The sequence below is a fragment of the Rhodoferax sp. AJA081-3 genome (assembly GCF_017798165.1).
Lineage (GTDB): Bacteria > Pseudomonadota > Gammaproteobacteria > Burkholderiales > Burkholderiaceae_C > Allorhodoferax.
In genome coordinates, this window is sequence record NZ_CP059068.1 from 611,121 (window position 1) to 635,817 (window position 24,697).

At 56.1% G+C, this 24,697-nt stretch carries 16 protein-coding genes and 1 pseudogene; 5 read left to right on the forward strand and 12 right to left on the reverse strand.

All coding sequences use genetic code 11. The features are described from left to right. Nucleotides 1–75 precede the first annotated feature (75 nt). From HZ993_RS02845 to hppD, 4 genes are all read right to left on the reverse strand, one after another. Nucleotides 76–1,686, reverse strand: a complete 1,611-nt coding sequence (locus HZ993_RS02845) for a Fic family protein (RefSeq protein ID WP_209395766.1) — start codon at nt 1,684–1,686, stop codon at nt 76–78. A gap of 197 nt (nt 1,687–1,883) precedes the next feature. Beyond that, nucleotides 1,884–2,789 (reverse strand): phenylalanine 4-monooxygenase, encoded by a 906-nt coding sequence (phhA, locus tag HZ993_RS02850; protein WP_209395767.1) that lies wholly within the window; start codon nt 2,787–2,789, stop codon nt 1,884–1,886. Between the two features lie 14 nt (nt 2,790–2,803). After that, on the reverse strand, nt 2,804–3,124 hold the full coding sequence (locus tag HZ993_RS02855) for a 4a-hydroxytetrahydrobiopterin dehydratase (RefSeq protein WP_209395768.1): 321 nt from the start codon (nt 3,122–3,124) through the stop codon (nt 2,804–2,806). A 2-nt stretch (nt 3,125–3,126) separates the two neighbouring features. Further along, a complete protein-coding gene (hppD, locus tag HZ993_RS02860) occupies nt 3,127–4,203 on the reverse strand; it encodes a 4-hydroxyphenylpyruvate dioxygenase (protein WP_209395769.1) in 1,077 nt (358 codons plus the stop codon). A 108-nt stretch (nt 4,204–4,311) separates the two neighbouring features. Between hppD and HZ993_RS02865 the strand changes: the two genes are divergently transcribed. Continuing rightward, entirely contained in the window at nt 4,312–4,845 is a 534-nt protein-coding gene (locus HZ993_RS02865; RefSeq protein ID WP_209395770.1) for an Lrp/AsnC family transcriptional regulator, read from the forward strand. A gap of 10 nt (nt 4,846–4,855) precedes the next feature. Here the strand turns inward: HZ993_RS02865 and HZ993_RS02870 are convergent, their stop codons facing one another. The 4 genes from HZ993_RS02870 to HZ993_RS02885 form a co-directional block, all read right to left on the reverse strand. Continuing rightward, the gene (locus HZ993_RS02870) at nt 4,856–6,166 is read right to left on the reverse strand and encodes a hemolysin family protein (RefSeq protein WP_209395771.1); all 1,311 of its coding nucleotides are present in this window, start codon (nt 6,164–6,166) and stop codon (nt 4,856–4,858) included. A gap of 307 nt (nt 6,167–6,473) precedes the next feature. Further along, on the reverse strand, nt 6,474–6,998 hold the full coding sequence (locus HZ993_RS02875; protein ID WP_209395772.1) for a DUF4304 domain-containing protein: 525 nt from the start codon (nt 6,996–6,998) through the stop codon (nt 6,474–6,476). Nucleotides 6,999–7,144: 146 nt separating this feature from the next. Further along, nucleotides 7,145–7,546, reverse strand: a complete 402-nt coding sequence (locus tag HZ993_RS02880) for an RHS repeat-associated core domain-containing protein (RefSeq protein WP_209395773.1) — start codon at nt 7,544–7,546, stop codon at nt 7,145–7,147. A 723-nt stretch (nt 7,547–8,269) separates the two neighbouring features. Then, nucleotides 8,270–9,175: an RHS repeat-associated core domain-containing protein gene (locus HZ993_RS02885; protein ID WP_209395774.1), complete on the reverse strand. Its 906-nt coding sequence runs from the start codon at nt 9,173–9,175 to the stop codon at nt 8,270–8,272. A 203-nt stretch (nt 9,176–9,378) separates the two neighbouring features. Between HZ993_RS02885 and HZ993_RS02890 the strand changes: the two are divergent. Then, nucleotides 9,379–10,655, forward strand: a pseudogene (locus HZ993_RS02890) (IS256 family transposase). A 232-nt stretch (nt 10,656–10,887) separates the two neighbouring features. On the opposite strand, the gene HZ993_RS02895 reads toward HZ993_RS02890, so the two are convergent. The 3 genes from HZ993_RS02895 to HZ993_RS02905 are packed head-to-tail and all read right to left on the reverse strand — an operon-like array spanning nt 10,888 to nt 20,951. Then, nucleotides 10,888–11,334 carry a DUF4265 domain-containing protein gene (locus HZ993_RS02895; protein ID WP_209395775.1) on the reverse strand — a complete coding sequence of 149 codons (447 nt, stop codon included), beginning with the start codon at nt 11,332–11,334 and terminating at the stop codon, nt 10,888–10,890. 24 nt (nt 11,335–11,358) lie between these two features. After that, nucleotides 11,359–17,520: a M6 family metalloprotease domain-containing protein gene (locus HZ993_RS02900; protein ID WP_209395776.1), complete on the reverse strand. Its 6,162-nt coding sequence runs from the start codon at nt 17,518–17,520 to the stop codon at nt 11,359–11,361. Nucleotides 17,521–17,546: 26 nt separating this feature from the next. Next, on the reverse strand, nt 17,547–20,951 hold the full coding sequence (locus HZ993_RS02905; protein ID WP_209395777.1) for an RHS repeat protein: 3,405 nt from the start codon (nt 20,949–20,951) through the stop codon (nt 17,547–17,549). Between the two features lie 474 nt (nt 20,952–21,425). On the opposite strand from HZ993_RS02905, the gene HZ993_RS02910 reads away from it, so the two are divergent. Both HZ993_RS02910 and HZ993_RS02915 read left to right on the forward strand, forming a co-directional pair. Next, nucleotides 21,426–22,718: a protein kinase gene (locus tag HZ993_RS02910; RefSeq protein WP_209395778.1), complete on the forward strand. Its 1,293-nt coding sequence runs from the start codon at nt 21,426–21,428 to the stop codon at nt 22,716–22,718. A gap of 76 nt (nt 22,719–22,794) precedes the next feature. Then, complete coding sequence (locus HZ993_RS02915; RefSeq protein WP_209395779.1) at nt 22,795–23,112, forward strand: hypothetical protein; 318 nt, start codon at nt 22,795–22,797, stop codon at nt 23,110–23,112. 22 nt (nt 23,113–23,134) lie between these two features. On the opposite strand, the gene HZ993_RS02920 is transcribed toward HZ993_RS02915, so the two are convergent. Beyond that, nucleotides 23,135–24,046 carry a LysR family transcriptional regulator gene (locus HZ993_RS02920; protein WP_209395780.1) on the reverse strand — a complete coding sequence of 304 codons (912 nt, stop codon included), beginning with the start codon at nt 24,044–24,046 and terminating at the stop codon, nt 23,135–23,137. A 104-nt stretch (nt 24,047–24,150) separates the two neighbouring features. Between HZ993_RS02920 and HZ993_RS02925 the strand changes: the two genes are divergently transcribed. After that, nucleotides 24,151–24,693 carry a VOC family protein gene (locus HZ993_RS02925; protein WP_209395781.1) on the forward strand — a complete coding sequence of 181 codons (543 nt, stop codon included), beginning with the start codon at nt 24,151–24,153 and terminating at the stop codon, nt 24,691–24,693. Nucleotides 24,694–24,697: the final 4 nt, after the last annotated feature.

Genomic DNA, 24,697 nt, shown 5'->3' on the forward strand with positions numbered 1-24,697 from the left:
GATATTGTCCACGCACACGGCACCCTTTTGCCCCCCACTTTCCTCGGGGTTTACACCTTGGTAGTGGCGCCCAGACTAGGTCGACGGGTACCGGCCGACGGTGTCTCCAGTCGTCCCATCATTTTTAAAAGCTGCACGTACGGCACCCACAACAGCGTCCCACACACCAGGCTGTGTCAGCACTGGCATCTCCTTGACCAACACACTGCTGAGTTGGCCCTGGTTCTGCTCTATCGAACGTAAGAGCCGGTCCGCCTGATGGTCCGGCATCTCAACAACCTCTTTGATAGCCTCACGCGCACGGTGGTGGGTCCGCAGATAGCGGGATTCTTCACGCATCTGTTCGGTAAGCGTGCGAGCAATCACCTTTGACAGGTAGACCACATGCGGGCCAAGATCAGGATAACGCCAGATGGGTCGCGCCAGATCATGGGCCTCGAAAAAGAGGTTCGAGGTCACGCCATCAGGATAAGTGGTCTGTACTTTTGCAAACTCCACATGGTCGCGAACAGCCTCCATCAACGGGCGAGATACCTTGTCAAGAACCTCGTCATATGCGCGCCGCTCACCGGCGTCGGAAGTGATTACGGCGGAAACGGGCAGGATCACGGGCCCCGGGATCACGCCATCCCGGCGCAAGATATCGTTGATGAGAAAGCGGTGTATCCGGCCGTTGCCATCGGCCATAGGGTGGATGTAAACAAAGGCAAACGCAGCCACAGCGCTGCGCAGAACCGACGATTGCCCTTGGGTGCGGTCCAAAAAGGTCTGCAAACCATCCAGCATGTCTTGCAGATCCCGTACCGGCGGCGCAACGTAGTGCACCACCTCTTGGTACCTGACTGTCTCGCCAACGAACACGGGTGACTGTCTCAAGCCAGTCCGGACAACCGTGGTCGTGGGGCCCAGGATCTCCTGCTGTAACTCCGCCAGGCTTGCATCTTTGAGAGGAAGCGGACCTTTGCCGGTGCGCCTGGCCATGACATCGGCAAAGCGCTGGATCCGGGTGGATCGGTCTGCCTCCCCCTCGATGGTGAAGCTAGCCTTACTCTCCCGCAGGGTCATCCAGGCTGCCGCGCGTAACAGCAATTCTTCTCCAAATTCTGCGGAAAGTTCACCAAACAGCGCGCGGACGTCCAGCTCGGCGGCGGCAGACAAGGCATCCGTCTTGACCACGCTGGGGCAAAAAAATCGGGTGCCAGGCAGGTTGTCGTTAACCCGCCATCGGGCTACTTTCAACACCTTGTCAGTGGAAGCAGTCAGCAGCTTTTCATCATCGATCGCGTTGATGTAATTGCCACCCAGATTCTCTGGCACATCAAGCAGTTCGCCCGTAAGCCATTCATACAGGAATGCTGCCCGGCGGGCATACCGCCCCGTAGGCTCACGCAGAACCCAAAGTTGAAGCTGATCTGGCCCTGTCACCTTGAAGAGTCTGCTCAGAAACTCCAGATGCAGGATTTCATGGCGCAAATGAAATTGCAAGTGCTGTGCGAACTCCGGCAATGGCCGCATGACCTCTGGAAAAGTCTCTAGGCGGAAGCCATCGTCAATGTGGCTGGATCGGCGATGGCCAATTTGGCTCACGACCGGAAAGCGCCCCAGAGGACGCACATCAAACGCCTTGGCCAGCCAAGCTGCGCCAATCGCATGTGCAGGGAGTGATATGTGCTCGGGAGTACCCATGGTGCAGTGCTGCTCAAAAGTGATTTGCTACGACCCTGAATGACCCCCAATGACTTTGGGGTGCTTAATTTTGTGTACATGGGCAGATTTTTACCCAAAACCAATTATTAAGCTACCCACCAATACGCCGCTGAAGCAAACAAATATGCAGCGACGAAAAAGTCAACCAACCGCCTTTCAATGAAAGGCGGTTGGCTTTACACCTTGGTCGCAGCCGCTGCAGCACGTGCGCGGTGGTAGCTGCCGGTACCGCGGTGGGGCACCACATCGGTGGGCAGCACATCACCCGGCTGGTAGGTCGGGCCGCTGTCCAGGCGGGCGTAATACGGCGCAAACTCGGTATTGGCCAAGGCCAGCAGGTCTTCCAGCTTGTCCAGCACGAAATAGCTTTCCTGGAAGTCGTCGATGCGGTAGTTGGTGCGCATCACACGCTCCAACTCGAACCCTATGCGGTTCGGTGAATCGCTCTGCACTGAGAACGTGCTCTCGGAGAACGAAGACGCAATACCCGCGCCATAGATGCGCAAGCCTTCTTTCTGCTGCACCAGGCCAAACTCCACGGTGTACCAGTAGACCCGCGCCAGGTTCGTCAGCTTGCCCAGCTTTTGCGCCCGCAGGCCACCCTGGCCATAGGCCTGAATAAAGTCCGCCATCACCGGGTGCATCAACATGGGCACGTGGCCAAAAACGTCGTGGAAGACATCGGGTTCTTCCAGGTAGTCCAACTCGTGTGCACCGCGGATGAAATTACCAGCCGGGAAACGACGATTGGCCAGGTGCTCAAAAAACACATCGTCCGGCACCAGGCCCGCCACGGCCACGATCTGCCAGCCGGTTTTGCGCATCAGCGTCTCCGACAGCTTTTCGAAATTGGGAATCTCATCGGCCGACATGGGCAGGTGTTTCATGCCTTCCACAAAATCGTCGCAGGCCAGGCCGGGCAAGAGTTTGGTCTGGCGCTCGTACAGCGTCTTCCACACCGCGTGTTCCTGCGACGTGTACTTGTCCCAGCCTTGGTCAATGGTCCAGTCGGCACGCTGGGGCGCTGCCGCGGGGCCGGCTGCCAAGCCGTGTTTAACCTTTACGGGTGTTGCTTGTTGCATATCAAGCCTCCTGCTTAGCTGTGGGGATGCGCCGACGCATGACCCGCAAACGCCTGGTCACACATGCGGGCCAGTGCGATGTCGTTGCTGCTCAGGCCGTGTACGTCGTGTGTGGTCCAGGTGATCAGCACCTTGTTGTACACATTGCTCCACTCGGGGTGGTGGTTGTGTTTTTCGGCGGCAATCGCGATCTGCGTCATGAACGCAAAGGCCTGCATAAAGTCGGCCAGCACAAATTCACGTGTGATGGCGCCCACCTTGGCGTCAAACGTCCACAGCGGCAGAGCCTTCAGTTGTTGCGCGGCTTCTTGCGCATCCAGTTTTTGCAATGCCATGGTCAGTCCGCCGTGATAACGCCGCGGCGCAACTGGTCGCGCTCCAGCGATTCGAACAGAGCCTTGAAATTGCCCTCGCCAAATCCGTCGTCGCCCTTGCGCTGGATGAATTCAAAAAACACCGGGCCTAGCAACGTGGCCGAGAAAATTTGTAGCAGCAGGCGGCGGTCGCCTTCCTTGCTGACGCCGTCCAGCAGGATGCCGCGGCTTTGGAGCGCGGCCACGTCTTCACCGTGGTTGGGCAGGCGGCCTTCCAGCATTTCGTAGTAGGTGGCGGGGGGTGCGGTCATCAGCGGCACGCCGGCCGCTTTCAGGCTGTCTAGCGTGGCCACCAGGTTGTCGCAGATCAGGGCGATGTGCTGAATGCCTTCGCCGTTGAACTGCATCAGGTACTCTTCGATCTGGCCGGTCTTGCCCGAGGCTTCTTCGTTCAGCGGGATGCGGATCATGCCGTCAGGGGCAGTCATGGCGCGGGATGTGAGGCCGGTGTATTCACCCTTGATGTCGAAGAAACGGATTTCGCGGAAGTTAAAAATCTTCTCGTAGAAACCACCCCAATAGGCCATGCGGCCACGGTACACATTGTGGGTCAGGTGGTCGATGAGTTTGAGGCCATGGCCAAAGGGGTGGCGGTCCACACCGGGCAGGAATTCAAAGTCGATGTCGTAGATGGACTTGCCGTCTTCAAAGCGGTCGATCAGGTACAGCGGTGCACCACCAATGCCCTTGATGGCCGGCAGGCGCAGCTCCATGGGGCCGGGCTGGATCTCGATGGGCTGTGCGCCCAGCTCCAGTGCGCGGGCATAGGCCTTGTGTGAATCGCGCACGCGGAAGGCCATGCTGCAGGCGCAGGGGCCGTGCTCGGCCGCGAAGTAGGCGGCGTGGCTCTTGGGCTCGCGGTTGATGATGAAATTGATGTCGCCCTGGCGGTACAGGTCTACATCTTTGGAGCGGTGACGGGCCACATGTTTAAAACCCATTTGTTCAAAAATGGGCTCTATCAAGCCAGGTGTGGGGGATGCAAACTCGACAAACTCAAAACCCATGAGTCCCATCGGGTTGTCAAAAAGATCGGCCATTGTGTTGCTCCTGTTATCTATGGATGAATGGCTAGATTGTGGACAAAAGCACGCGCACGGTGTGCGCAATTTGCGCCGCCCCAAGCCAAAGATATGCATAATTCATGCATGAATCAAGAGAAATATGACGATCTGCTGCTCGACAAGTTCGATATCAGCTTGTTGATCGCATTGCAAAAGGATGCCCACGCGACCAACCAGCAGGTCGGCGAGCAGATCCATTTGTCGGCCTCCCAGGTGAGCCGCCGCATCCAGCGGCTGGAGTCCACGGGCATCATCCGCCGGTACGTGGCATTGCTGGACGCTGCTGCGATGGGCCTCGGCGTGCGTGCCATGAGTTACGTGACGCTGAGCCGCCAAGGCGGCGACGAAGGCCCGGCATTTGAGCGCGAGATCATCGCCATTCCCGAAGTGCTGGACTGTTATGCCGTGGCCGGTGAATCGGACTACATCATGCAAATCGTGGCAGCTGATCTGGGTGTGCTGTCGGAGTCGGTGTTGCGCAAGATCATGCGCATCAAAGGCGTGGCCAATATCCGCTCCAACATCGTGCTGAACTGCATCAAGTCCAGCACCGAATTGCCGCTGGGGCATATCGGCAAGGCGGATGGCGCGGCGCGCAAGGTGCGGATTGCGGGCTGAGCTTGCTCACCTACTTGGGTTCAAGCACCCGTGAGATCATGACCTGGTCAACCCGGTTGTTGTCGACGTCCATCACCTCAAAGCGCCAACCCTGCCACAACACGTGATCGGTGCGCCGGGGAATACGGCGCAGCGACACCATCAAGAATCCGGCCAGGGTGTCATATTGCCCAGGCATGGGCCACTCGGACAAATCCAGCACCCTCTGCAGATCCGCCACCGGGGTGACTCCGTCGGCCAGGAAGCTGCCATCCTCTCGGCGCAGGATCTGTTCCTCATCATGGGATGCCACCATGCTGCCCATTACGGTGCTCATCACGTCGTTGAGCGTAATGACACCCACCACCAAGCTGTATTCGTTGACGATGACCGCAAAGTCCTCATGCGCCTGGCGAAACTGCGTCAGCATTTCGGCCAGGGTCAGCCGGTCCGGGACGACAAGGACCTTCTTGACCAGACCGCCGTCGATGCAATGTGAAAGGGTTAGCGGTTTTTCCAACAAGACGCGCTGAAAGAGGTCCGTTGCGTCGACATAACCGATCACCTCATCGATGCCGCTTGCGCCGCACACCAAGTAGGTTGAATGCGGGGATTCGGCAAGCCGGGTGCGCAGCAAGGTCTCATCATCACCAATGGTCAGAAACACGATGCGCTCGCGGGTCGTCATCGCGCTCTCCACGGTGCGCGTGTCGAGTTCGAATACGTTTTCGATGACCTGTTGTTCAGCGGACGCTACCGCCCCGGATTGGATACCCGCTTCGGTGAGCGCCAGGATGTCCAGATAGGTGATCCGCTCGTCTCGGGTTTGCGCAAGCCCCAGCAGGCGTGACAAGGTGTCCGCCAGTTTGCTAAAACAAAACACCAGGGGTTTGAACAGCGTCAAGAGACCCAGCATCGGGCCCACCGTCAACATCGCCAACCGCTCCGGCTCGTTCATGCCCAAGCGCTTGGGCACCAGGTCGGCCACAACGATAAACAGCGTAGTAACCGTCACAAAAGACAAGGTGGTTGCCAGGGGGCCACTGGTGCCTGGATCCACGCCCAACCACAAGACAACCTGGTTGAAGTGGGGCGACAAAGCGCCATCCCCGACAACGCCACCCAGGATGGCAATCGTATTGAGACCAATCTGTACCACGGTCACAAAGTGTCCGGGCGTGTTCTGCACCGCCAACACGCGCGCGGCGCGCCGGTCACCGCTATCGGCCAGTTGGCTCAGTTTGATGCGCCGCGCCGCAGCCATGGAGATCTCGGCGACCGAGAAGAAGGCTGATGCAGCGATCAGAATGGTTATCAAAAAAAGGCTGGTAGGGAGGTTCATTTCTCTGGCAACTATAGCCGTTCAATACGCAGAAATGAAGGACTGCTCTGCCCACTGGGGGCTACCGGACCGCGTGCGGTGGTGTGCTTTGCCAGTGAACCTCTACCTCATAGAAACTCCTGATTTAATAGCAGAAGAAGTCCATTTTTCGGGGGCTAAAGGTCAATTCTGCATAGAGGATATTCTGGAACCAGACTATTGGCACGCTACCCCGCCTCACTCACAGATATTGAGACACTCCCACCTTTCTGCGGGGGCTATAGGCCGATTTCACAAAATTGCATCGGTGAAAACCAGAGGTTTGCGATCAGGATTTATGCGAAGGGTCCAAGCAGTCCTTCGCGATCTTCATGATGAGCGCCTTCTTGAATTCACCGCCTTCGATCTTTGACCATAGGGCGCCGGTGTGTACACAGTCTGCGCAAAACGGCGCAACCTTCACGCGCAAGAACTCAACAAACGTGCGCAAATCTTCGTCGCTAGCATTTCCACTGCAGGCCCCCTCAATCATCTCAGCATCTCCAGGAAACAGCGAAGTCAAACGCACCTGAATATGGCACTTGTTTTCCGCAGGAAAGGCCACAGCACCAAGGCTCTTGAGCCATATCCCCAGATTAACGTAGTACTTGTCATCAAAGTCTGACTTCTGAAGGTTCAAAACCACTATTGAGTCGTCCCCGTCTAAGAACCAGGATTGCCCATTGTTCGCAAAACGCGCTGCTTTCAGAACGCCGCCAATTGCTTTCTTGAAGGTAGTTTTTTCCATCATTGCCGATACTTGTTTACAGACGAAGTTTGGCTCGTCACAACACTCCCCTTTTGCGCGTTCCATATGGGCAGGCAAGAGACTATCAGTCTAGCCATCCATTGGTACGAAACAGATTTCCGACCTCAGCATCAAAAGCTCCGCAATCAAAATCCTTTATTTTTAGCTCGGGCAGCAACTTGACAGCACGATAGACGGACGCTGCCACCAACTCAATACCGATTGAACGAGTGAATGTTGTCTTCTTTGAAGTCAACAGGATCAACGCCCATAAACCGCCTCAACACCGGGTCGTAATACCGCGCCCCCATGTAACTCAAGCCCGTGGCCGGATCAAACTGCTTGCCCGCAAAGCCCAGCTTGTTCTTGCTGTAGCCCGCCTGGTTGTTCAGCCGCTCGCCGTAGGGGCGATAGTTTTCTTTCCAGATGACGGCACCCGCGCCATCGGTGGCCAGCATGGGGCTGCCGGAGATGTCGTTGTGGAAATAGGTGACCGCTGGCTCGGCTACCTCGGGCACCACCGCGTTGGAGTTGGCCGACCAAGCGCTGACACCGGCTGTGGTGGTGGTGCGCACCTTGCAGAAGTAAGACGTGCCATTGGTCAGGCCCGTCACGTTGATGGGTGAACTGGCGCCATTGGTGGCAAAGGCACCGCAGGCTGCGGTGTGGTTGACTAGCGTGCCGCCACTCTACGAATACTCCTGATTCAATAGCGGAAGAGGTCCATTTCACGGGGGCTAGAGGCCGATTTGGCGCGGAGTGTTAGTGCGCCACCCTGTGGCCGATAGAAGAAGCCACCCGAACCCCCACAGCTTCAGCAGATGGCAGGGGGTGTGGGTGGTTTTTCTACTTTAGAGATAGAGGAAAACTGGCTGCTAGCCCTAGTAGATATTCCGCTACTAGCTATTGATTTTGCAGCGACGGAACAGATCAACTATCGATCGGCAGGTACTGACAAGCTAGCTGATTACAAACGTAGAGCGCGATCAGCCTCGCGGACCTGATTTCCTCAAATCGATCTAGGAATGTTGACAACTCGATTGACAGGAAGTAGTCGATATCCCACCGCTGTAGGCTAGATTCATCTAGTGGCAGGTTGTGGATCAAATTCAAAACTACCCCAGCACCTATGAAGTCCGAACTCTTAATCTGAGTGATCGCCTCAGCGACACACAGTCTAATGATCTTCCTTGTACTCAAGATCGTTATTGAGTCCAGACTAGCAAGTACGTCCTCAAGACATTCGACAACATTTTCATTTGATCGCCCTCCTAGCAAAATATTCCTGCACGAGATCAGGCAACCGGCAACCGTATTGTTTGGTTTCATTAATATCCTCAAGGTGTGAACGTCAAATCGGCTGGCGTTTTATATGCCCCCCAAGGCAATTCAACTTTTGTGACGGGAACCTCAGCAACACCGGCCTTCGGGGCGGCGAGCGCTCGATGATGACCATCCAAAATATGCAGCTTACCCCCGTTTTCGGTGACAGTAAGCGGTTCCTTTATTCCTTCGGCCCGAATATTCTTCGTGAGCTTGTCGAGTGCCTTATTGCTCATGGTTTTCCCATGAGTCGGAATCAGCTCACCAACCTTGGCAGTCTCTTGTGCTGATGCCTTTGCAGCATTGGCGGAAGCTGTTGCTCCCACACGCAGGGCCGCCACACCCTCTCCAAGAACTGCAAAAATCCCATCACCAGCGGCCATCAGCGCCACGTGCGTATAGACACTAACCAAGCCGTCCTGAAACGTCTTGAACTCAGCCTCCATGTTCGGGAAATACGCACCTACTGCCTGCCGCCCATCGGGATCAATGTATTTATAAGGATTGTTATTGGCGTAAGCGTACCGATTGAAGCTATGGATATTGCCGGCGCCAAACTCCACAGGATCAACGCCCATAAACCGCCCCAACACCGGGTCGTAATACCGCGCACCCATATACGACAAGCCCGTGGCTGGATCGAACTGCTTGCCCGCAAAGCCCAGCTTGTTCTTGTTTGAGCCCGCCTGGTTGTTCAGCCGCTCGCCGTAGGGGCGGTAGTTTTCTTTCCAGATGACGGCACCCGCTCCATCGGTGGCCAGCATGGGGCTGCCGGAGATGTCGTTGTGGAAATAGGTGACCGGTGGCTCGGCTACCTCAGGCACCACCGCGTTGGAGTTGGCCGACCAGGCGCTGACTCCGACCGTGGTGGTGGTGCGCACCTTGCAGAAGTAAGACGTGCCGTTGGTCAGGCCCGTCACGTTGATGGGTGAACTGGCGCCATTGGTGGCGAAGGCACCGCAGGCTGCGGTGTGGTTGACAAGCGTGCCGCTAGTCTACGAATACTCCTGATTCAATAGCATAAGAAGTCCATTTTGCGTGTTCTAGAGACCGATTTTACATAGAGGACAGAGCCTGTCAGAAATTTTGTGTGCGAGGCATAACATGTCAACAAGGAGCATGAATGCCAAGCAAGACAAAGAGCGCCACGGTGGCGGACAACGCAACACAACTTCAAATCCCAGCCGAGTTGCTGGACCAACTGGTGACCGGCCCCATGACAGCCGGTCAAGTCCAGGGACTGTTTGACCAGTTCAAAAAGGCCGTGCTGGAGCGGGCACTGGCTGGAGAAATGAGCCATCACCTGGGCTACGCGCCGGGCAAGGCCAAACCCGAGGGAGCGCCTGCAAACCACCGCAACGGCAAAAGCGCTAAGACGGTACTGACCGATGCAGGAGCCCTGCGCATTGACGTCCCGCGCGACCGGGAAGGCACGTTCGAACCCCAACTCATCGGCAAACACGAGCGCCGTTTCACCGGCTTTGACGACAAGATCATCGCCATGTACGCGCGTGGCATGACCGTGCGCGAGATACAGGCGCGTTTTGAGCGAGATGTACTCGGTCGATGTATCGCCCGACCTCATCAGCCGCGTGACTGACGAAGTCATGAGCGAGGTGACAGCCTGGCAGAGCCGCCCATTGGAATCCATGTACCCGGTGGTGTTCTTCGATGCGCTGCGCGTCAAGATTCGTGAGGACGGGGTGGTGCGCTCCAAGGCCGTGTACTTGGCCCTGGGCGTGCTGGCCGATGGCAGCCGCGACATCCTGGGGATCTGGGTCGAGAACACCGAAGGGGCCAAATTCTGGATGAAAGTGTTCAACGATTTGAAGACCCGAGGTGTGCAGGATATCCTGATTGCCGTCACCGACGGGCTCAAAGGCATGCCAGAGGCCCTGGGCGCGGTGTTCCCGGCCACGACACTGCAAACGTGCATCGTGCACCTGATACGCAACAGCCTGGACTTTGCCAGTTGGAAGGATCGCAAGGCGCTGGCTGCGGCCATCAAACCCATCTACACGGCGGTGAGCGCAGAGGCAGCACAGGCTGAACTCGATGCATTTGAGGCAGGTCCCTGGGGCCAGAAGTTCCCCACCGTGGTGGGAGCCTGGCGCAGGGCTTGGGACAGAGTGATTCCCTTCTTTGCGTTCCCGCCCGAGGTACGCCGTGTGATCTACACGACCAATGCCATTGAGAGCGTAAATGCCAGACTGCGCAAGATCATCAAGTCAGAGGACACTTCCCCAGTGACGATGCGGCCACAAACTGATCTGGCTGGCACTGCGCAACATTACCGAGGATTGGGGACGTGCGGCTAACCACTGGAAATCAGCCATGAACCAGTTTGCCATCCTCTACGGCGACAGGTTCACGCAGCCCACTCACGGGGGTGCAAAATGAAGGAGCTGAACCCTGCCACTCAGGGTTCTACCGGGGGGGGCCTCCGGCGGCCTGGCAGGGGCCTTAGTTTGAATAAAATTTACCCATCAGCTGATTTCTGAAACCGCCTCACACACAGAAATTCTGACACTCCCAGAGGACATTCTGGAAGCAGGCTATTGGGCAGCCCGCCTCACTCACAGAAATTCAGACAGGCTCAAGAATGAAATTTTTGTTTCCTTTTCTTCTCCCATTAACTTTTGGCAGATGCGATCGCTAGTTCAGCAAAACTGATCTTGGATTGCGATTCAAGATGTTCCAGTTGAATCCGCAACTGAGAATAGTCCGTTGACGCGGGCACAGCAACTGCCAGGACTCGGAACTTTCCAAACTCACCATACTCGATAACGCAGTTGAGCCCGCGCAAAAGGTCCATCAGGAAAACATCCATGGTTACGTCAAGAATGATTATGGAGATTGAAGTGAATGTGGAGCCTTCAATTAACTCCACGAAATCGAACTGCTCAGGGTTATTACTTTGACGCGCACGGACAACATCGTTGTAAGAGATATTTGTTGCAAAAAATGGCGCGTTGTCAATGCGAAATGTATTCGCTGATATCGCCGTCGCGTTTAGAAGCTCGTACTGAATAGGTGGATACCCGTCCTCGTTGCATTCAAGTGGAATTACTATTTTCATATTCGGCTCCTTTTCAGTTCAGGGCTATAAGCTGTCACTTTTTTTCGCATTGCATGACCAGCACTTAGTCTTGTGATTTCTCATATCCTTGACCGTTGCGCCGTCACCGCCCTTTGACTTTGGATGAATATGATCGCCTACTGCCGCGTCGCGGTCTATTGGAGAGCCCTTAATGCTCTGCACTGGTTCATTCATTTTCTTGTCGCAGGTCGGGCAAATCAATTCACCATTGTTCGCAGCGCGATTGTTCTCTCGCCCAAGCTTGTTTGCTGCAGGAGTGTGCGCCTTTCCAGCCCGCGCTCCATTTGCCGCCCCTTCAGCCATTGCCTTGATGCCATGCTCAGCGGCCCTAGCCGCATCCACGCCATGATCAATAGCACGTGCGCCCTTGATCACCTGCCCTACCCCAGGGATCGGGCTGCCCACCCCAACCACACTTGCGGCTACGTCCCAGGCGGCAGCTTGCACGCCGACACCGGTGTACAACGCCACACCCAGTTTACCCAGGTCATACACCAAGAAGACCACGTCAATCGGGCTGTGCCCATCCGGGTCCACATACTTGTACGGGTTGTTGTTCGCGTACGCATACCGGTTAAACGAGTGAACACTATCTTCCTGGAACCCCACCGGATCAACGCCCATAAACCGCCCCAACACCGGGTCGTAATACCGCGCACCCATATACGACAAGCCCGTGGCTGGATCGAACTGCTTGCCCGCAAAGCCCAGCTTGTTCTTGTTTGAGCCCGCCTGGTTGTTCAGCCGCTCGCCGTAGGGGCGGTAGTTTTCTTTCCAGATGACGGCACCCGCTCCATCGGTGGCCAGCATGGGGCTGCCGGAGATGTCGTTGTGGAAATAGGTGACCGGTGGCTCGGCTACCTCAGGCACCACCGCGTTGGAGTTGGCCGACCAGGCGCTGACTCCGACCGTGGTGGTGGTGCGCACCTTGCAGAAGTAAGACGTGCCGTTGGTCAGGCCCGTCACGTTGATGGGTGAACTGGCGCCATTGGTGGCGAAGGCACCGCAGGCTGCGGTGTGGTTGACCAGCGTGCCGCTGCCCAGGTTGCCGGGTGTGAACGCAACGCTGGCGCTGGCGACTCCTGCCGTGGCGCTGCCCATGGTGGGGGCGGATGGCAGGGTCACGTTGACTGCCGGGATGACCGTGTTGGCAAGGGCCGACCAAGGACTGTTGTCTACCGTGCTGAGTGTCTTGACCCTGCAACTGTAGGATGTGCCGTTGGTCAGGCCGGTCACCACGATGGGGGACGCCATGCCGTTTGCCGTGATGCCCCCACAGTCTGCGGTGTAGGTGACCAGTGTGCCGCTGCCCAGTGCACCTGGGGTAAAGGCCACGCTGGCGCTGGCATTGCCTGCGCTGGCACTATCAATGGTGGGCGCTGCAGGTGCGGTACCGCCGCTCACCACACCGGTCGGTGCCACTGCATTGGACATGGCCGACCAGGCGCTGGTACCCACACTGCTGGTGGTTCTGACCCTGCAGGTGTAAGTCGTGCCGTTGGACAAGCCCGTCACCGTGATGGGTGATGCCATACCGTTGGTGGTGATACCCCCGCAATCTGCGGTGTAGTTAACCAGCGTGCCAGTTCCCAGTGCGCCTGGGGTAAAGGCCACACTGGCGCTGGCGTTGCCAGCCGTGGCGGTACCAATCGTAGGAGCAGCTGGGGGTGTACTAGGGGCAACAGGTATCACTGCGTTTGACAGAGCCGACCATGGGCTTGTGCCAATGCTGCTGGCTGTCTTGACCTTGCAGGTGTAAGACGTGCCATTGGTCAGGCCTGTCACGTTAATCGGTGAACTAGACCCGGTGGCGGTGATGCCACCGCAATCTGCGGTGTAGTTAGTCAGAGTGCCGGTTCCCAGTGCGCCTGGGGTGAAGGCCACGCTGGCGCTGGCGTTTCCGGGTGTGGCGGTGCCGATGGCTGGCGCTGCGGGTAGCGTGCCGCCAGCTACAGTCCAGGCTTCGATTTCGGTCACATGTGCAGTGCCGTTGGACGTAGCGGTGATGTTGACGCGAATGCGGTCAGTAGTGACTGTCGGAAACGTGACCGTGCGCTTGACGGAGTTATTGCCCGTAACAGTTGCCTGTGTTACCCAGGCCGTGCCATTCCATGTTTGTACCGTAAAGGCAGTGTTGCCGTACAGTGAAAACACCATGGCGTCGGTTGGTTCAACCGGGCTATTCAGCGCGTCCTGCATCGAGAACACTACGACCCGATTGATGGTCTGGTTGCCGCTGAAGTTGATTTGCACCCAGTCCGGGTAGACCGATGGGGTAGCGTCGGCCCATGACGTTCCATTGGCGTAGTTTCCACCCGTACGCTCGTTGTCGTTCACTGTTGTGACAGGATGGCCTGCGCTGGTGCTGGACGCTGACGCGACCCCACCCGCTGCCACCAATGCGACATTGCTGCCGCCGAACACAATCGGTGTCACAGCGTTCGACACTGCCGACCAGGCACTGGTGCCTACGCTACTGGTCGTGTTGACTCTACACGTGTAGACCGTTCCGTTGGTCAAGCCCGGCACAAAAATGGGTGAGCTGGTGCCTGTGCGGGTGATACCACCACAATCTGCGGTGTAGTTAATCAGCGTGCCACTACCCAGTGCGCCTGGGGTAAAGGCAACACTGGCGCTGGCATTGCCAGCGGTCGCGGTACCAATCGTAGGAGCCGCTGGTGGTGTACTAAGGGCAGTCGGTACCACTGCGTTTGACAAAGCCGACCAGGCGCTGGTACCCACACTACTTGTCGTCCTGACCCTGCAGGTATAGGTCGTGCCGTTGGTCAAGCCCGGCACAGAAACGGGAGAGCTGGTGCCTGTGCGGGTGATGCCCCCGCAATCTGCGGTGTAGTTGACCAGAGTGCCGGTACCCAGTGCACCTGGAGTAAATGCCACACTGGCGCTGGCGTTGCCAGCGGTCGCGGTACCTATGGTCGGGGCCGCGGGTGGTGTACCAGGGGCAACAGGAATCACTGCGTTTGACAAAGCCGACCATGGGCTGATACCAACACTACTCGTCGTTCTGACCCTGCAGGTGTAAGTCGTGCCGTTGGTCAAGCCCGTCACCGTGATGGGTGATGCCATACCGTTGGTGGTGATACCACCGCAGTCTGCGGTGTAGTTGACCAGAGTTCCGGTTCCCAGAGCACCGGGAGTAAAGGCCACACTGGCACTAGCATTCCCAGCCGTGGCGGTACCTATGCTCGGCGCTGCAGGCGGCGTTCCCATCGTGGCCCACGCTTGGACTTCAGTCAGGTAGGAGTTGTAGGTCTTGCTGCCAGTCAGGTTGACGCGAATACGGTCGGTAGCGACGGCTGGGAACAAAACGGTCCGCTTAACCAAATTGTTTTCAGTAACTGTCGCTTGTGTTACCCAACTGGACCCATTCCATATCTGGACAGTAAACCCCGTGATTCCATACTTGAGAAACTTCAATGAGTTACTGGGGTCAATAGGATTGCTGTTGTCATCTTGTATCGAAAACACCACCACCCTATCGATTGTCTTTGTGCCATTGAAAGTAATTTGCACCCAGTCAGGGAAGGCGTATGAAGTGTTGTCTTGCCAAACCTTTGAAAGAGCAACACCACCAGTACGTTCGTTATCGTTCAAATTTGCGGCGACAGAGGTGCCAAAAGTGCTTGACGCTGAAGCGATTCCACCTTGGGACGCTAACGCGACGTTGATGCTGCCAATCGGCGTCACTGCGGCCGACGATGTAGACCAAGGGCTGACACTTATGCTGCTTGTCGTCATGACTTTGCAGGTATAAGCTGTTCCATTGTTCAGGCCTGCAACAACTATTGGAGAGCTGGTACCAGTGGCAGTGTTGCCACCACAATCTGCGGTGTAGCCAATCAAAGCGCCACTGCCCAGAGCACCAGGAGTAAACGCCACAGTTGCGCTGAAGTTGCCTGCAACAACGGTACCTATGGCGGGGGCAGTTGGAGGTGTCCCAACCAAGGTCCATGCCTCAATTTCAGTGATGCTGGAGTAGCCGTTCGCGCTACCCGTCACGTTGACACGTATACGATCCGTCGTGATGGCCGGAAACATCAACGTGCTTTTAACTAGGTTATTGGCTGATAACGTCGCCCGAGTTATCCAGCCGGTTCCATCCCATGTCTGAACCGTGTAGCCTGTATTGCCAGTCTTTAAAAACGTTAGGGAGTCAGTTGGTTCGACGGGATTGTCGCTATTGTCCTGAGTCGTATAAACCACTACACGATCAATCGTTTTTGCGCCGTTGAAGTTGATCTGCGCCCAGTCCGGAAACGTGTTTATAGTGGTATCTTGCCAATAGCCGTTTGCACCCATGCGTTCGTTGTCGTTCAAACGTATGATGGTTGAACCGCCCGAGGCGGAAGCAACGCCACCTGCCGACGCCAAGGCAACGTTTACGCTACCAGGTACAACCGAGGCGGTAACTCTTTCCAATGAGGCCAGTGAACTACCGATACCAACGCCGCTATCTCGACTCACGGCCATGGGGCCATTAACCTTGTCGCCAGATACGTTTGAGACAGTTGAATCATTCGCAGCATTTCTGTTGACAGTAGCGAACATCAGGCTGCCGGGCGCCGAGATGTTGCTCAAACCAAGACCACTGGCGAGTCCGTTGAAGTAGGTAGAACCTGGTTTCGATTCGCTGTTGAAATTTGCTCCAGTTCCCGAATGAAACAGAACCGATGCACACCCCTGCGATGCACGCTCTGTGCTTGAGAGCGAACAGTTCGCCACCGGTGACTCCACTGCGACGGCCCCCTGTTGGCGACCAGGTACTAGGGTGTTGAAGTTACTGAGGAACGGCGACCCAGCTTTCAGATCTACGCGCTGGATCAGAAGTCCGCCAGTCCATGCACCTAAAACGTCTTGCAAGCCCACGTCCCACCCCTCGGGAGGGCGATTCTCCACCAGCCAGTATTCGCTGGTATTCAGGGAGCTATTCATCAGCAAGACTGCCGAGCCAGGACTGGTCAATCCGCTCACAAACGAGACCCGGGAGCCATTCGGAGGGGTCTGCGGAACGGACCACCCAAGGAACTGTCGGCTCAATGCGTCCAATGCAACAGGCGTCGTTCCGGCGGGCTCAACTCCCGTTCTGCCCCAACTACCGCTGGACATCAGAGAAAAGCCTCCCAAGCCGGCGTTGGAGCCTGATGTGTCATATAGGTCCGGTAAGCCAGCCAAGTGACCCAGCTCGTGGGCCATGGCGCCTATGCCCATCCGAGTGAAAGAGTCAACCATTTCGCCGTGAAGCGCCCAGTGACGCACGCGTTTTCCAGCAATGCCGACACCGTCTCCGCCCCACGAGTGGGCCCATACATTGGGCGCCAGGGCTCCGTTGGCAGAAGCCTCATAACCTGCCACCACAAAGAAGATCAGTGTCTCACTTACATCAATGGTGCCGTCACCATTGGTGTCCAGCGCAGCAAAGTTGACATACGGGGCAGCAGCGGTCAATGCGCTGTTGACCCAATCGGCCTCTTGTAGGTAGGTGCATTGGGCAGCGCAGTCAGGGTGTCGTTGTGGCAGCAAAACCGATACAAGTCCGGCGGGGCTGCTGTGTTGTGTATGTTCCACCGGGGAAATGGAGACAGCACCAAATGAGTTGTCCTGGAAATACTTGTTGGCGGAGATTCCAGTTGGGCTGTAAACAGCATTGCCCCAGTAGGTTGAAGCCCCGGGACTCACTCCTGCATCCTGAAAACCCACCAGAATTGTCAGTACCTTCAGTGCGCCTGCTACCGGCACGGGAGTTTGTGCGCCACTTTGCATGCGCCTCGCCAACGCTGAGTCCAAGAACTTGCTCTGATGCTCGGCAAGCACAGTGTTGCGCAATGGGCGAAGCCCTTTATTGACCGAAGCTGCCCCTCCCGTTGACACCCTGATACCCGACAGTACTAAATTTCCGGCAACGTTCTGTTGGGCGTATTCGAAGTAGCCTGTAGTCCGATTTTTTAAAATCGTGAAGCCTTGGGCCGTTTCCATCCACCCCTGGAATTCATCCCCACGCATGAACGCCTGAAACGTAGTGCCGTTGGGTTGAACAACTTGAAAGGGCTGTGGGCTTGCGGGACCAGCCACAGCTGTATGCACCAATGCCGTGGCGCACAACGCGAATAGAAACGCGCGCACCTTATCGAATTGCAATTGCAACATGGTTATTACTTCCGAATTTTTAGGGATCAGTTGCTGACGCGCTGCGCTATGCGCTTGCCACCCAGATAGATGTACTGCACCAGGCGAGAGTTGGGCAGTGGTGTGAACTCCACTAGCTGGTTGCCGTTTGAGCCATACATTTCGTAGGTCTTAAAGCCACCCTTTGTGATGACGGATCGGTGGTTAGTGGCGTCATAGGCGTATTCGATCTTGTTGATGGGATCGGAGCAGTTGATACAACGCAAATTGGGCGCACCGTCGTACGTGTATGCAGTGCCGGAGGCACTGACGATGTTTCCGTAAGCGTCATAACCGTAAGTTGCGTTTCGGCTACCGGATACGCTACTCAAGCGGTTGCTACCGTCGTACGTGTAGTTCAAGCTGGTGCCACCGAACACTTGGCTGGTAATGTTGCCGGTACCGTTGTAATTGATCGTCCCAGATCCCCATGGACCGCTGACAGTGCTCAGGCGGTTGATGCCGTCGTAGGTCAATGTACGGTCGTAGGTGTTGTCTACCGAGTCATTTATGTTGGTAAGGTTGCCAGCGCCGTCATAGGAATAGCCACTGCTGATATAGGTAGTTCCACCTCTTTGGGTGCTGAAGTTGCTGGGCCACAGTCGTGCGTTTTGACCATAACTTGTGGTCGTGCCATTTGCATACGCAATCTGATTGATCTGCCCCGATGGCCAGTAGCTCACGCTATTGACATAGCCAGATACCTGCGTGGGGCGGCCCAGCGTGTCTGGCGCGTAATTGACCGTAGCATTGGAGCGCGGATACGTGATCGCACTTAGCTGATCAAGTCCGTTGTAGGTGTAAACGGCTGTAAAGGTCAGACCATCAACCACCAAGGTTTCACTCGTTAGATTGCCATTCCAGTCATAGCCAAAGCTTCGCGTTCCAGTGGATGAAGTGGCGGTCAAAAGTTTATGGACTTTGTTGTAGGTGTTGGTGACCGACGGTGTGCTGCCAGGGTAGGTGACCACACTCAACCGATTTTGATCGTCGTAGGTGTAATTGGTGGTACCCGAAGAGCCCACCGAACGGGACGTCATATTGCCCGCTGCATCGCGCCCATACGTGGTGGCCCCAGTCTCCGGGTTGCTAACGGACTGCAGGTAGTAGTTGGAGTAGTAGCCATAGTAACGTGTCAAACCAGCTTGTGTGACTTGGGTCGTTAGATCGCGGCTATTGCGCTGAATCGAAACATTGGCGGATGACTCTGGTGCCGCTATGCCCATCAGGAACTGTTGATCTGGATTACCGTAGGCACGGTACGTAAACGTTGTCGACTTGCTGCGCTCGTCCGTGACGGTCTTGTTACCAGCGCCAAATGAAATAGTTTGGCTGGTGCTGTCGGCATTGGTGACTTTTTTGACCCGATTGAGAATGTCGTACTCGTAGGTGGTGCCGCTGCCGGACCCGGGATCGGACTCAAAGGTCTTGCGACCAAAAGCATCAATTTGAAAAGTACGTGTGATTCCACCGAGGGAAACGCTAGTGGGTTGGCCAAAGCCGTTGTAAACGGTAGCTTCAGTCAACGACCCTCGCGTCGCAGTTTTTGAGGCCGAACCATACGAGATCGTTACGCTGGTGCCCGTTGGGTAATCTATCGACGTAACTCGGTTGAGGCCATCGTATCCAAACCCGGTGGTGCGCCCCTCACCATTGGTTTCCGAAGTGACATTTCCTGCGTCATTGACCACACGCGAGATAGATACCCCTTCCGGTTGGCTCTCGGTCTGTGGTATGCCGCGTTTGTAGTTCGAGTAATAGTGTTTCAGCGAACGCGGGAACGTGGTGGAAGAAACGCTGCCTTGCGAGTCGTAGGTATGGCTGGTTGTTACCCCATCACGCGTGATGGAAATCATGTTTCCATCTCCGTCAAAGTCGCGGGTGATAGAGCCCCCCGAAAAACTCTCGTTCTTAAGCTGATTGATGATCCATTTGGAAGTGTTAATGTTGTAGGTCAAGTTGGTGGTGCGATTGCCACCAAAAGTGCCAGACTCTGCAATGTTCGCCGGGTTGCCATACGTATCAAACCCACTGTAAGTGGTGGTGTAGGTGGCTCCTTCTCTCTCGATTACACGCTGAGTCAAGATTGGTGCATTGGTCTCACCCGCATCTACCTTCAAATTAAAGATTCCAGGGCGCAGAAAATTTTCCGACGAAATTTTTTGCTTGTCCCATGAGTAAGTTTCAGTTTGCAGACTTCCTATGGTTTTGGACTTCAACAACCCAACCGTCCAGACAGTTCCAGAGCTAACGTAGTTTGGCCCGATGTGGCGATAGACCTCTGTTCCACTGGGCGAGTTAATAGTTGTCGTGTCGAGGGAACCGGGTCCACCAGGGGAATAGGCAAACGCCCAACTCCCCCCCGCACTGCGTGACTTACTGGTTACGACTGTTGATCTGTAATAGGGGTTGGCTTGTGGATCAAAGTAGGCAAATCCGTACCCATAGTTGATAGTTCCACCCTGCGGATAGGTGGTCTGACTCATTATGTAACTGCCAGGCGAAGTATTCAGATTACCGTAGTAGGTATATTGCCAGCTAGTCCCACCCGGACGGGTGACCGAGGTCAATTGATACTTGCCCGTCACGTTCTGTATAGCCTGGTAACCATAGTTGAACGTTTGACCTGCGCCAGAGATGGAGGAGATGCGTCTGAATAGTTCACCACTTTGCAAGGAATAGTAAGTAAACGAAATGCTCCGCCCGTCACTCGTCGAGATTCCGGTAATTTCAGGTGAGGCCAGTGATGCGTAGCTGATGTTGGCATAGTTGCCATTCCTGTCGGTGATCTTTGTGGTAAACCACGCATAGATTGGGCTGCCTATTCCGACGTTCGCCATTTGGGTCATCTCGTACTGGGTGCCGTCTGGTGAATACACCGTCAGGCCACCAGGCCCGCTTAAGTTGCAGTCGGCCCTCCAGCGCTGTGTAGTTAGCATCAGCGGCGATGTACCGCCGGTGAAGGCCAGCATCTGACGGCTACCATCCGGCAATTCCAGAACTGGGTTATCTGAGACCGTCAGTGCGTTGCTGTTCAAGCAGATGGAATTGTTCTTTTTTAGAACCCGGCCAAAATGAATGGTCCAACCTACGCCGGTTAGCGACTCATAAGTCGCAGGATTCAGAGGATCGACCGACGCGCTGTTGTATGAGCGCACCACCTTGAGGTCAAATCCGCCATTGCCAGGAATGTGCAAATCGACATAGTGTTGTTGCAGCGATCCGGTGAATGGGTCAATCTGTTCATTGAAGCTTTGATTGACGTAACTGCGGTTGGGACTTAAGCCGGGGTCGCGATAGAAGTCCGGGATGACTTCTTGGGCCATGACGACTGTCATCGGTAAGAAAAAGAGTGATGCCACGAGCCATTTGACCTGCGCCACCGACGCACAATAGAACTGAATCTTCTTCACTTTTTCTCCCTGAAAATGTCGCTCGAAAAATCGATGAGAACGGACACAATCGAACGCAAACCAACAGCCGGCAAAATTCGCCAGGCAAAGGTTTTCCCGCCGATAACAGTCAGCGTGAGTGCTCGAATGAAAGAATTGAGCTCGGACTTAAAGTCCAGCTTTAGCCTGTCGCTAAATTGACGTGCAGATGCTGCTGAAGAGCAGCCTTAACAAAACGACGCGCCTAGTCGTCGCCCTTTGGCCATGCAGTTTGACTGCGACGAAGTGAATAAACCGGCATCGAGCTGGTTTCCATATTTCCCCCTGAACAATATTTTTTTTGCTACTGCAATTATTGCTAACTCCCTATAGCAAATTACGAGGCGTTGCACTTCTTTACAAAATAGAAACCTACCCTGAGCTTTTCACTTTCTTCAGTTTGTTCAAACTTTCAGTGTGGTGAAATCGCCGTAGCACGTCACAGCGAACAGCAACATGTCTTCTTCCACGCCCCTGCAAATCGGTAAATACCAGATCGAGCGCGAGTTGGGGCGCGGCGCCAGCGGTGTGGTGTACCTGGCCCGTGACACGTTCCGGGACAACTGGGTTGCCATCAAACAGATACACCCCCACCTGCTGGTGGACCCGACGCAGGCAGGCAAATACCGCCGCCTTTTGCACAACGAGGCGGTGCTGATCGGGCAGATCAACCACCCACACATCGTGTCGCTGATCGATGCGGACGAGCGGGCCAACCCGCCCTACCTAGTGCTGGAGTATGTGCAAGGGCATTCCCTGGAAGAGCACACCCAACCCAACACCTTGCTGCCGGTGCCCGAGGTGCTGGATATCGCCTTCAAGTGTTGCAATGCGCTGGAGTACGCACATGCGCACGGGCTGGTGCACCGCGACATCAAACCGGCGAATATTCTGCTGCGCAACGACGGTGATGTGAAACTGACCGACTTTGGTGCAGCCATGTCACAGAACGGTGATGTGACCCAGGTGGCGGGGCTGATGGGGTCACCCGCCTATATGTCGCCCGAGCAGATACGCGAAGAGTCGCTCACCGCACAGTCCGACATGTTTTCGCTGGGGGTGGTCCTCTACGAACTGCTGACAGGCCAAAAACCGTTCCAGGGCGACACCGACTACGCCACCATTTACAAAATTGGGGCAGAAGACCCCGCGTCCATCCGGGTGCTGCGACCAGAGTTGCCCAAGGCGCTGAGTGACCTGGTGCGCACCGCCCTTGCCAAGAAACCCGAGGACCGGTTTGCCGACTGGGGAGAGTTCGCCAACGCCCTGTTTGGCGCCAACAGCAGCGTGGTCAAACTGACCAGCCAGCTGACCGAGTTGGAGCAGTTCCAGAAGCTGCGCAAACTGGTCTTCTTCCGCAGTTTCAGCGACGTGGCCATCTGGGAAACTTTGCGCTTGGGCCGCATCCGCTCTCTGGAGCGCGGCAGCGTGCTGATGAAAGAAGACTCCGTTGGCCGCTCGTTTTACCTGCTGTTGGAAGGTTCGGTCAAAGTCACCAAAAAAGACCTGGCGCTGACCCGCTTGAAGGCCGGTGTGAGCATTGGCGAAATGGCGTATCTGCAATCCGGTGAAAACGTGCGATCGGCCACCGTTACGGCAGAGACAGATATTTCCGTGCTCAAACTCAAAAGTGTCTCGGTCAAGCAGGCCTCGGTAGAACTGCAGTCTTGCTTTGACAAGGCGTTTATCAAGATGCTGGTCACGCGCCTGATTGCCGCCAACCAGCAGCTTTCCGAGTGGGATGTGTAGTGATTGAAAATATTGGGGGTGTAAAACCGCAGTTATTGCAGCACCACCGCGGCCCCAACGTTGCACACTCGCGCGTATGCGCTTTAGAAACAGCTTTTGGGCTCTGCTGGGCCGCAACACCGCCGGTGCGCCGGACGAGGTGATGGAAAGCGTGCGCAGGGCCATGTTCAGGGCGCTGGACACCTACTGCGATGATGACCGCACGGGCATCAACCGCCGCATCGACAGCGCCCAACACATTGCCGAACTCTGGTACCTGCGCCCCGACCTGATGGATGCCATTGCCACCCGCCACCAGGAGGCCACGGCACGCGATTGCATTGCGAAAATCACAATCTTGTTTGACGGCTACCAGCCCGGTGCACACAGCCCGTCACACTTCGCCACGTTGTAAAACCGGGCAAGGCGTTGCGGCATTACTTGGCCGTCGTGCACCAGTCCTGCTGTGTCACATACGCCAACAGGTACTCCGAAAACCGCTGCGCCGCGGGTGACAGGGGCCTGTCCCTGCGGGTAAAAACCAAAAACTTGCGCCGCACCATGGGAGCCAGGGGGCGGCTTTGCAACTGGTGCAGGCGTATCAGGCTGCTGGCGTACGGCAAACAGGTGGTCACGCCCAGGCCAGCGCTGACCATGGCAAAGGCCGTGGTCATAAAGCCGACCTCGTTGGCCGGGTTCAGCGCCTCGTCGTGCAGGGATTCGTGCAGGTCGGCCCGCAGGCGGTGCGTGAACTCACCCTTGAGTGCAATCACCGGGTAACGCAGGGCGTCGTCCCAGGTCACACGTTTTTTCTTGTTCAGGGGGTGGTCCGACCGGAACACCACGACAAAGGGAATCTCGAACAACGTCTGGGCCTCAATATCAGCCGAAGGCTCGCGCTCCGGCCCCACGCCAAAGTCCACCTCACCGCTGTGCACCTTGGGCAACACATGCTCCACCATGCAGTCGGACAAGCGGATTTCAATGTCCGGGTACTGCTGTCTGAAGCCCGCTATCACCTCCGGCAACACGGATGCCGACATAAGCTGCGGCGCCGCCACCCGCACCAGGCCACGCTTGAGGGCTTTCAGGTCGGTGATGGTGTCCAGCGCACCGTCCAGGTCCTGCAGCAGGCGCGCCACCAGCGGGTAAAACTCGCGCCCGGCTTCCGACAGGCTGACCTTGCGGGTGCTGCGGTTGACCAGTTGCACACCCAGGGTCTGCTCCACCTCCTTGATCAGGCCGCTCAATGCCGATTGGGTCACATGCAGACTGGTGGCTGCATCGGTAAAACTGCCAGAGTCGGCCAAGGCCACAAAGGCGCGCAATTGGCGCAGCGTGATATTCATAAGTTATATGTATAAATTCATCATAAAAATCTGTTTGAATGATAGATCAATCTCCCCTCTAATAGCGGCCATTGACCCGTTTAACGCCCTGCAGGAGAAACACCATGCTCATCAAGAAGATCCACCATGTGGCCTACCGCTGCATCAATGCCAAGCAAACTGTGGAGTGGTACATGCAACACCTGGACATGGGTTTTGTGCTGGCCATTGCCGAAGACGAAGTGCCTTCCACCAAGGCACCCGACCCGTATATGCACGTATTTCTGGACGCCGGCAATGGCAACGTGCTGGCCTTTTTTGAGCTGCCCAACAGCCCCCCCATGGAGCGCGACAAGAACACCCCGTCCTGGACACAACACCTGGCCTTTGAGGTCGGCACCCTGGCCGAACTGGAAGCGCAAAAGACCAAACTGGAAGCCGCCGGCATTGAAGTGATTGGCGTCACCGACCACACCATCTTCAAATCCATCTACTTCTTTGACCCCAACGGCCACCGCCTGGAACTGTCGGTGAATGTTGCCACCCCCGCCATGACCAAGGCGCTGGACGATGTGAAATGGGACATGCTCAACGAGTGGGACCGCACCAAGAAGGCACCCAAACACGCCGCGTGGATGCACAACGGCCAAGGCATTCCCGGGCAATGAGCAC

What these genes read in the sequence shown, in the direction of transcription:
- HZ993_RS02845 (WP_209395766.1), bottom strand. Translation starts at nt 1,686, where the DNA reads ATGGGTACTCCCGAGCACATATCACTCCCTGCACATGCGATTGGCGCA.
- phhA (WP_209395767.1), bottom strand. Translation starts at nt 2,789, where the DNA reads ATGCAACAAGCAACACCCGTAAAGGTTAAACACGGCTTGGCAGCCGGC.
- HZ993_RS02855 (WP_209395768.1), bottom strand. Translation starts at nt 3,124, where the DNA reads ATGGCATTGCAAAAACTGGATGCGCAAGAAGCCGCGCAACAACTGAAG.
- hppD (WP_209395769.1), bottom strand. Translation starts at nt 4,203, where the DNA reads ATGGCCGATCTTTTTGACAACCCGATGGGACTCATGGGTTTTGAGTTT.
- HZ993_RS02865 (WP_209395770.1), top strand. Translation starts at nt 4,312, where the DNA reads ATGAATCAAGAGAAATATGACGATCTGCTGCTCGACAAGTTCGATATC.
- HZ993_RS02870 (WP_209395771.1), bottom strand. Translation starts at nt 6,166, where the DNA reads ATGAACCTCCCTACCAGCCTTTTTTTGATAACCATTCTGATCGCTGCA.
- HZ993_RS02875 (WP_209395772.1), bottom strand. Translation starts at nt 6,998, where the DNA reads ATGGAACGCGCAAAAGGGGAGTGTTGTGACGAGCCAAACTTCGTCTGT.
- HZ993_RS02895 (WP_209395775.1), bottom strand. Translation starts at nt 11,334, where the DNA reads ATGAAAATAGTAATTCCACTTGAATGCAACGAGGACGGGTATCCACCT.
- HZ993_RS02900 (WP_209395776.1), bottom strand. Translation starts at nt 17,520, where the DNA reads ATGTTGCAATTGCAATTCGATAAGGTGCGCGCGTTTCTATTCGCGTTG.
- HZ993_RS02910 (WP_209395778.1), top strand. Translation starts at nt 21,426, where the DNA reads ATGTCTTCTTCCACGCCCCTGCAAATCGGTAAATACCAGATCGAGCGC.
- HZ993_RS02915 (WP_209395779.1), top strand. Translation starts at nt 22,795, where the DNA reads ATGCGCTTTAGAAACAGCTTTTGGGCTCTGCTGGGCCGCAACACCGCC.
- HZ993_RS02920 (WP_209395780.1), bottom strand. Translation starts at nt 24,046, where the DNA reads ATGAATATCACGCTGCGCCAATTGCGCGCCTTTGTGGCCTTGGCCGAC.
- HZ993_RS02925 (WP_209395781.1), top strand. Translation starts at nt 24,151, where the DNA reads ATGCTCATCAAGAAGATCCACCATGTGGCCTACCGCTGCATCAATGCC.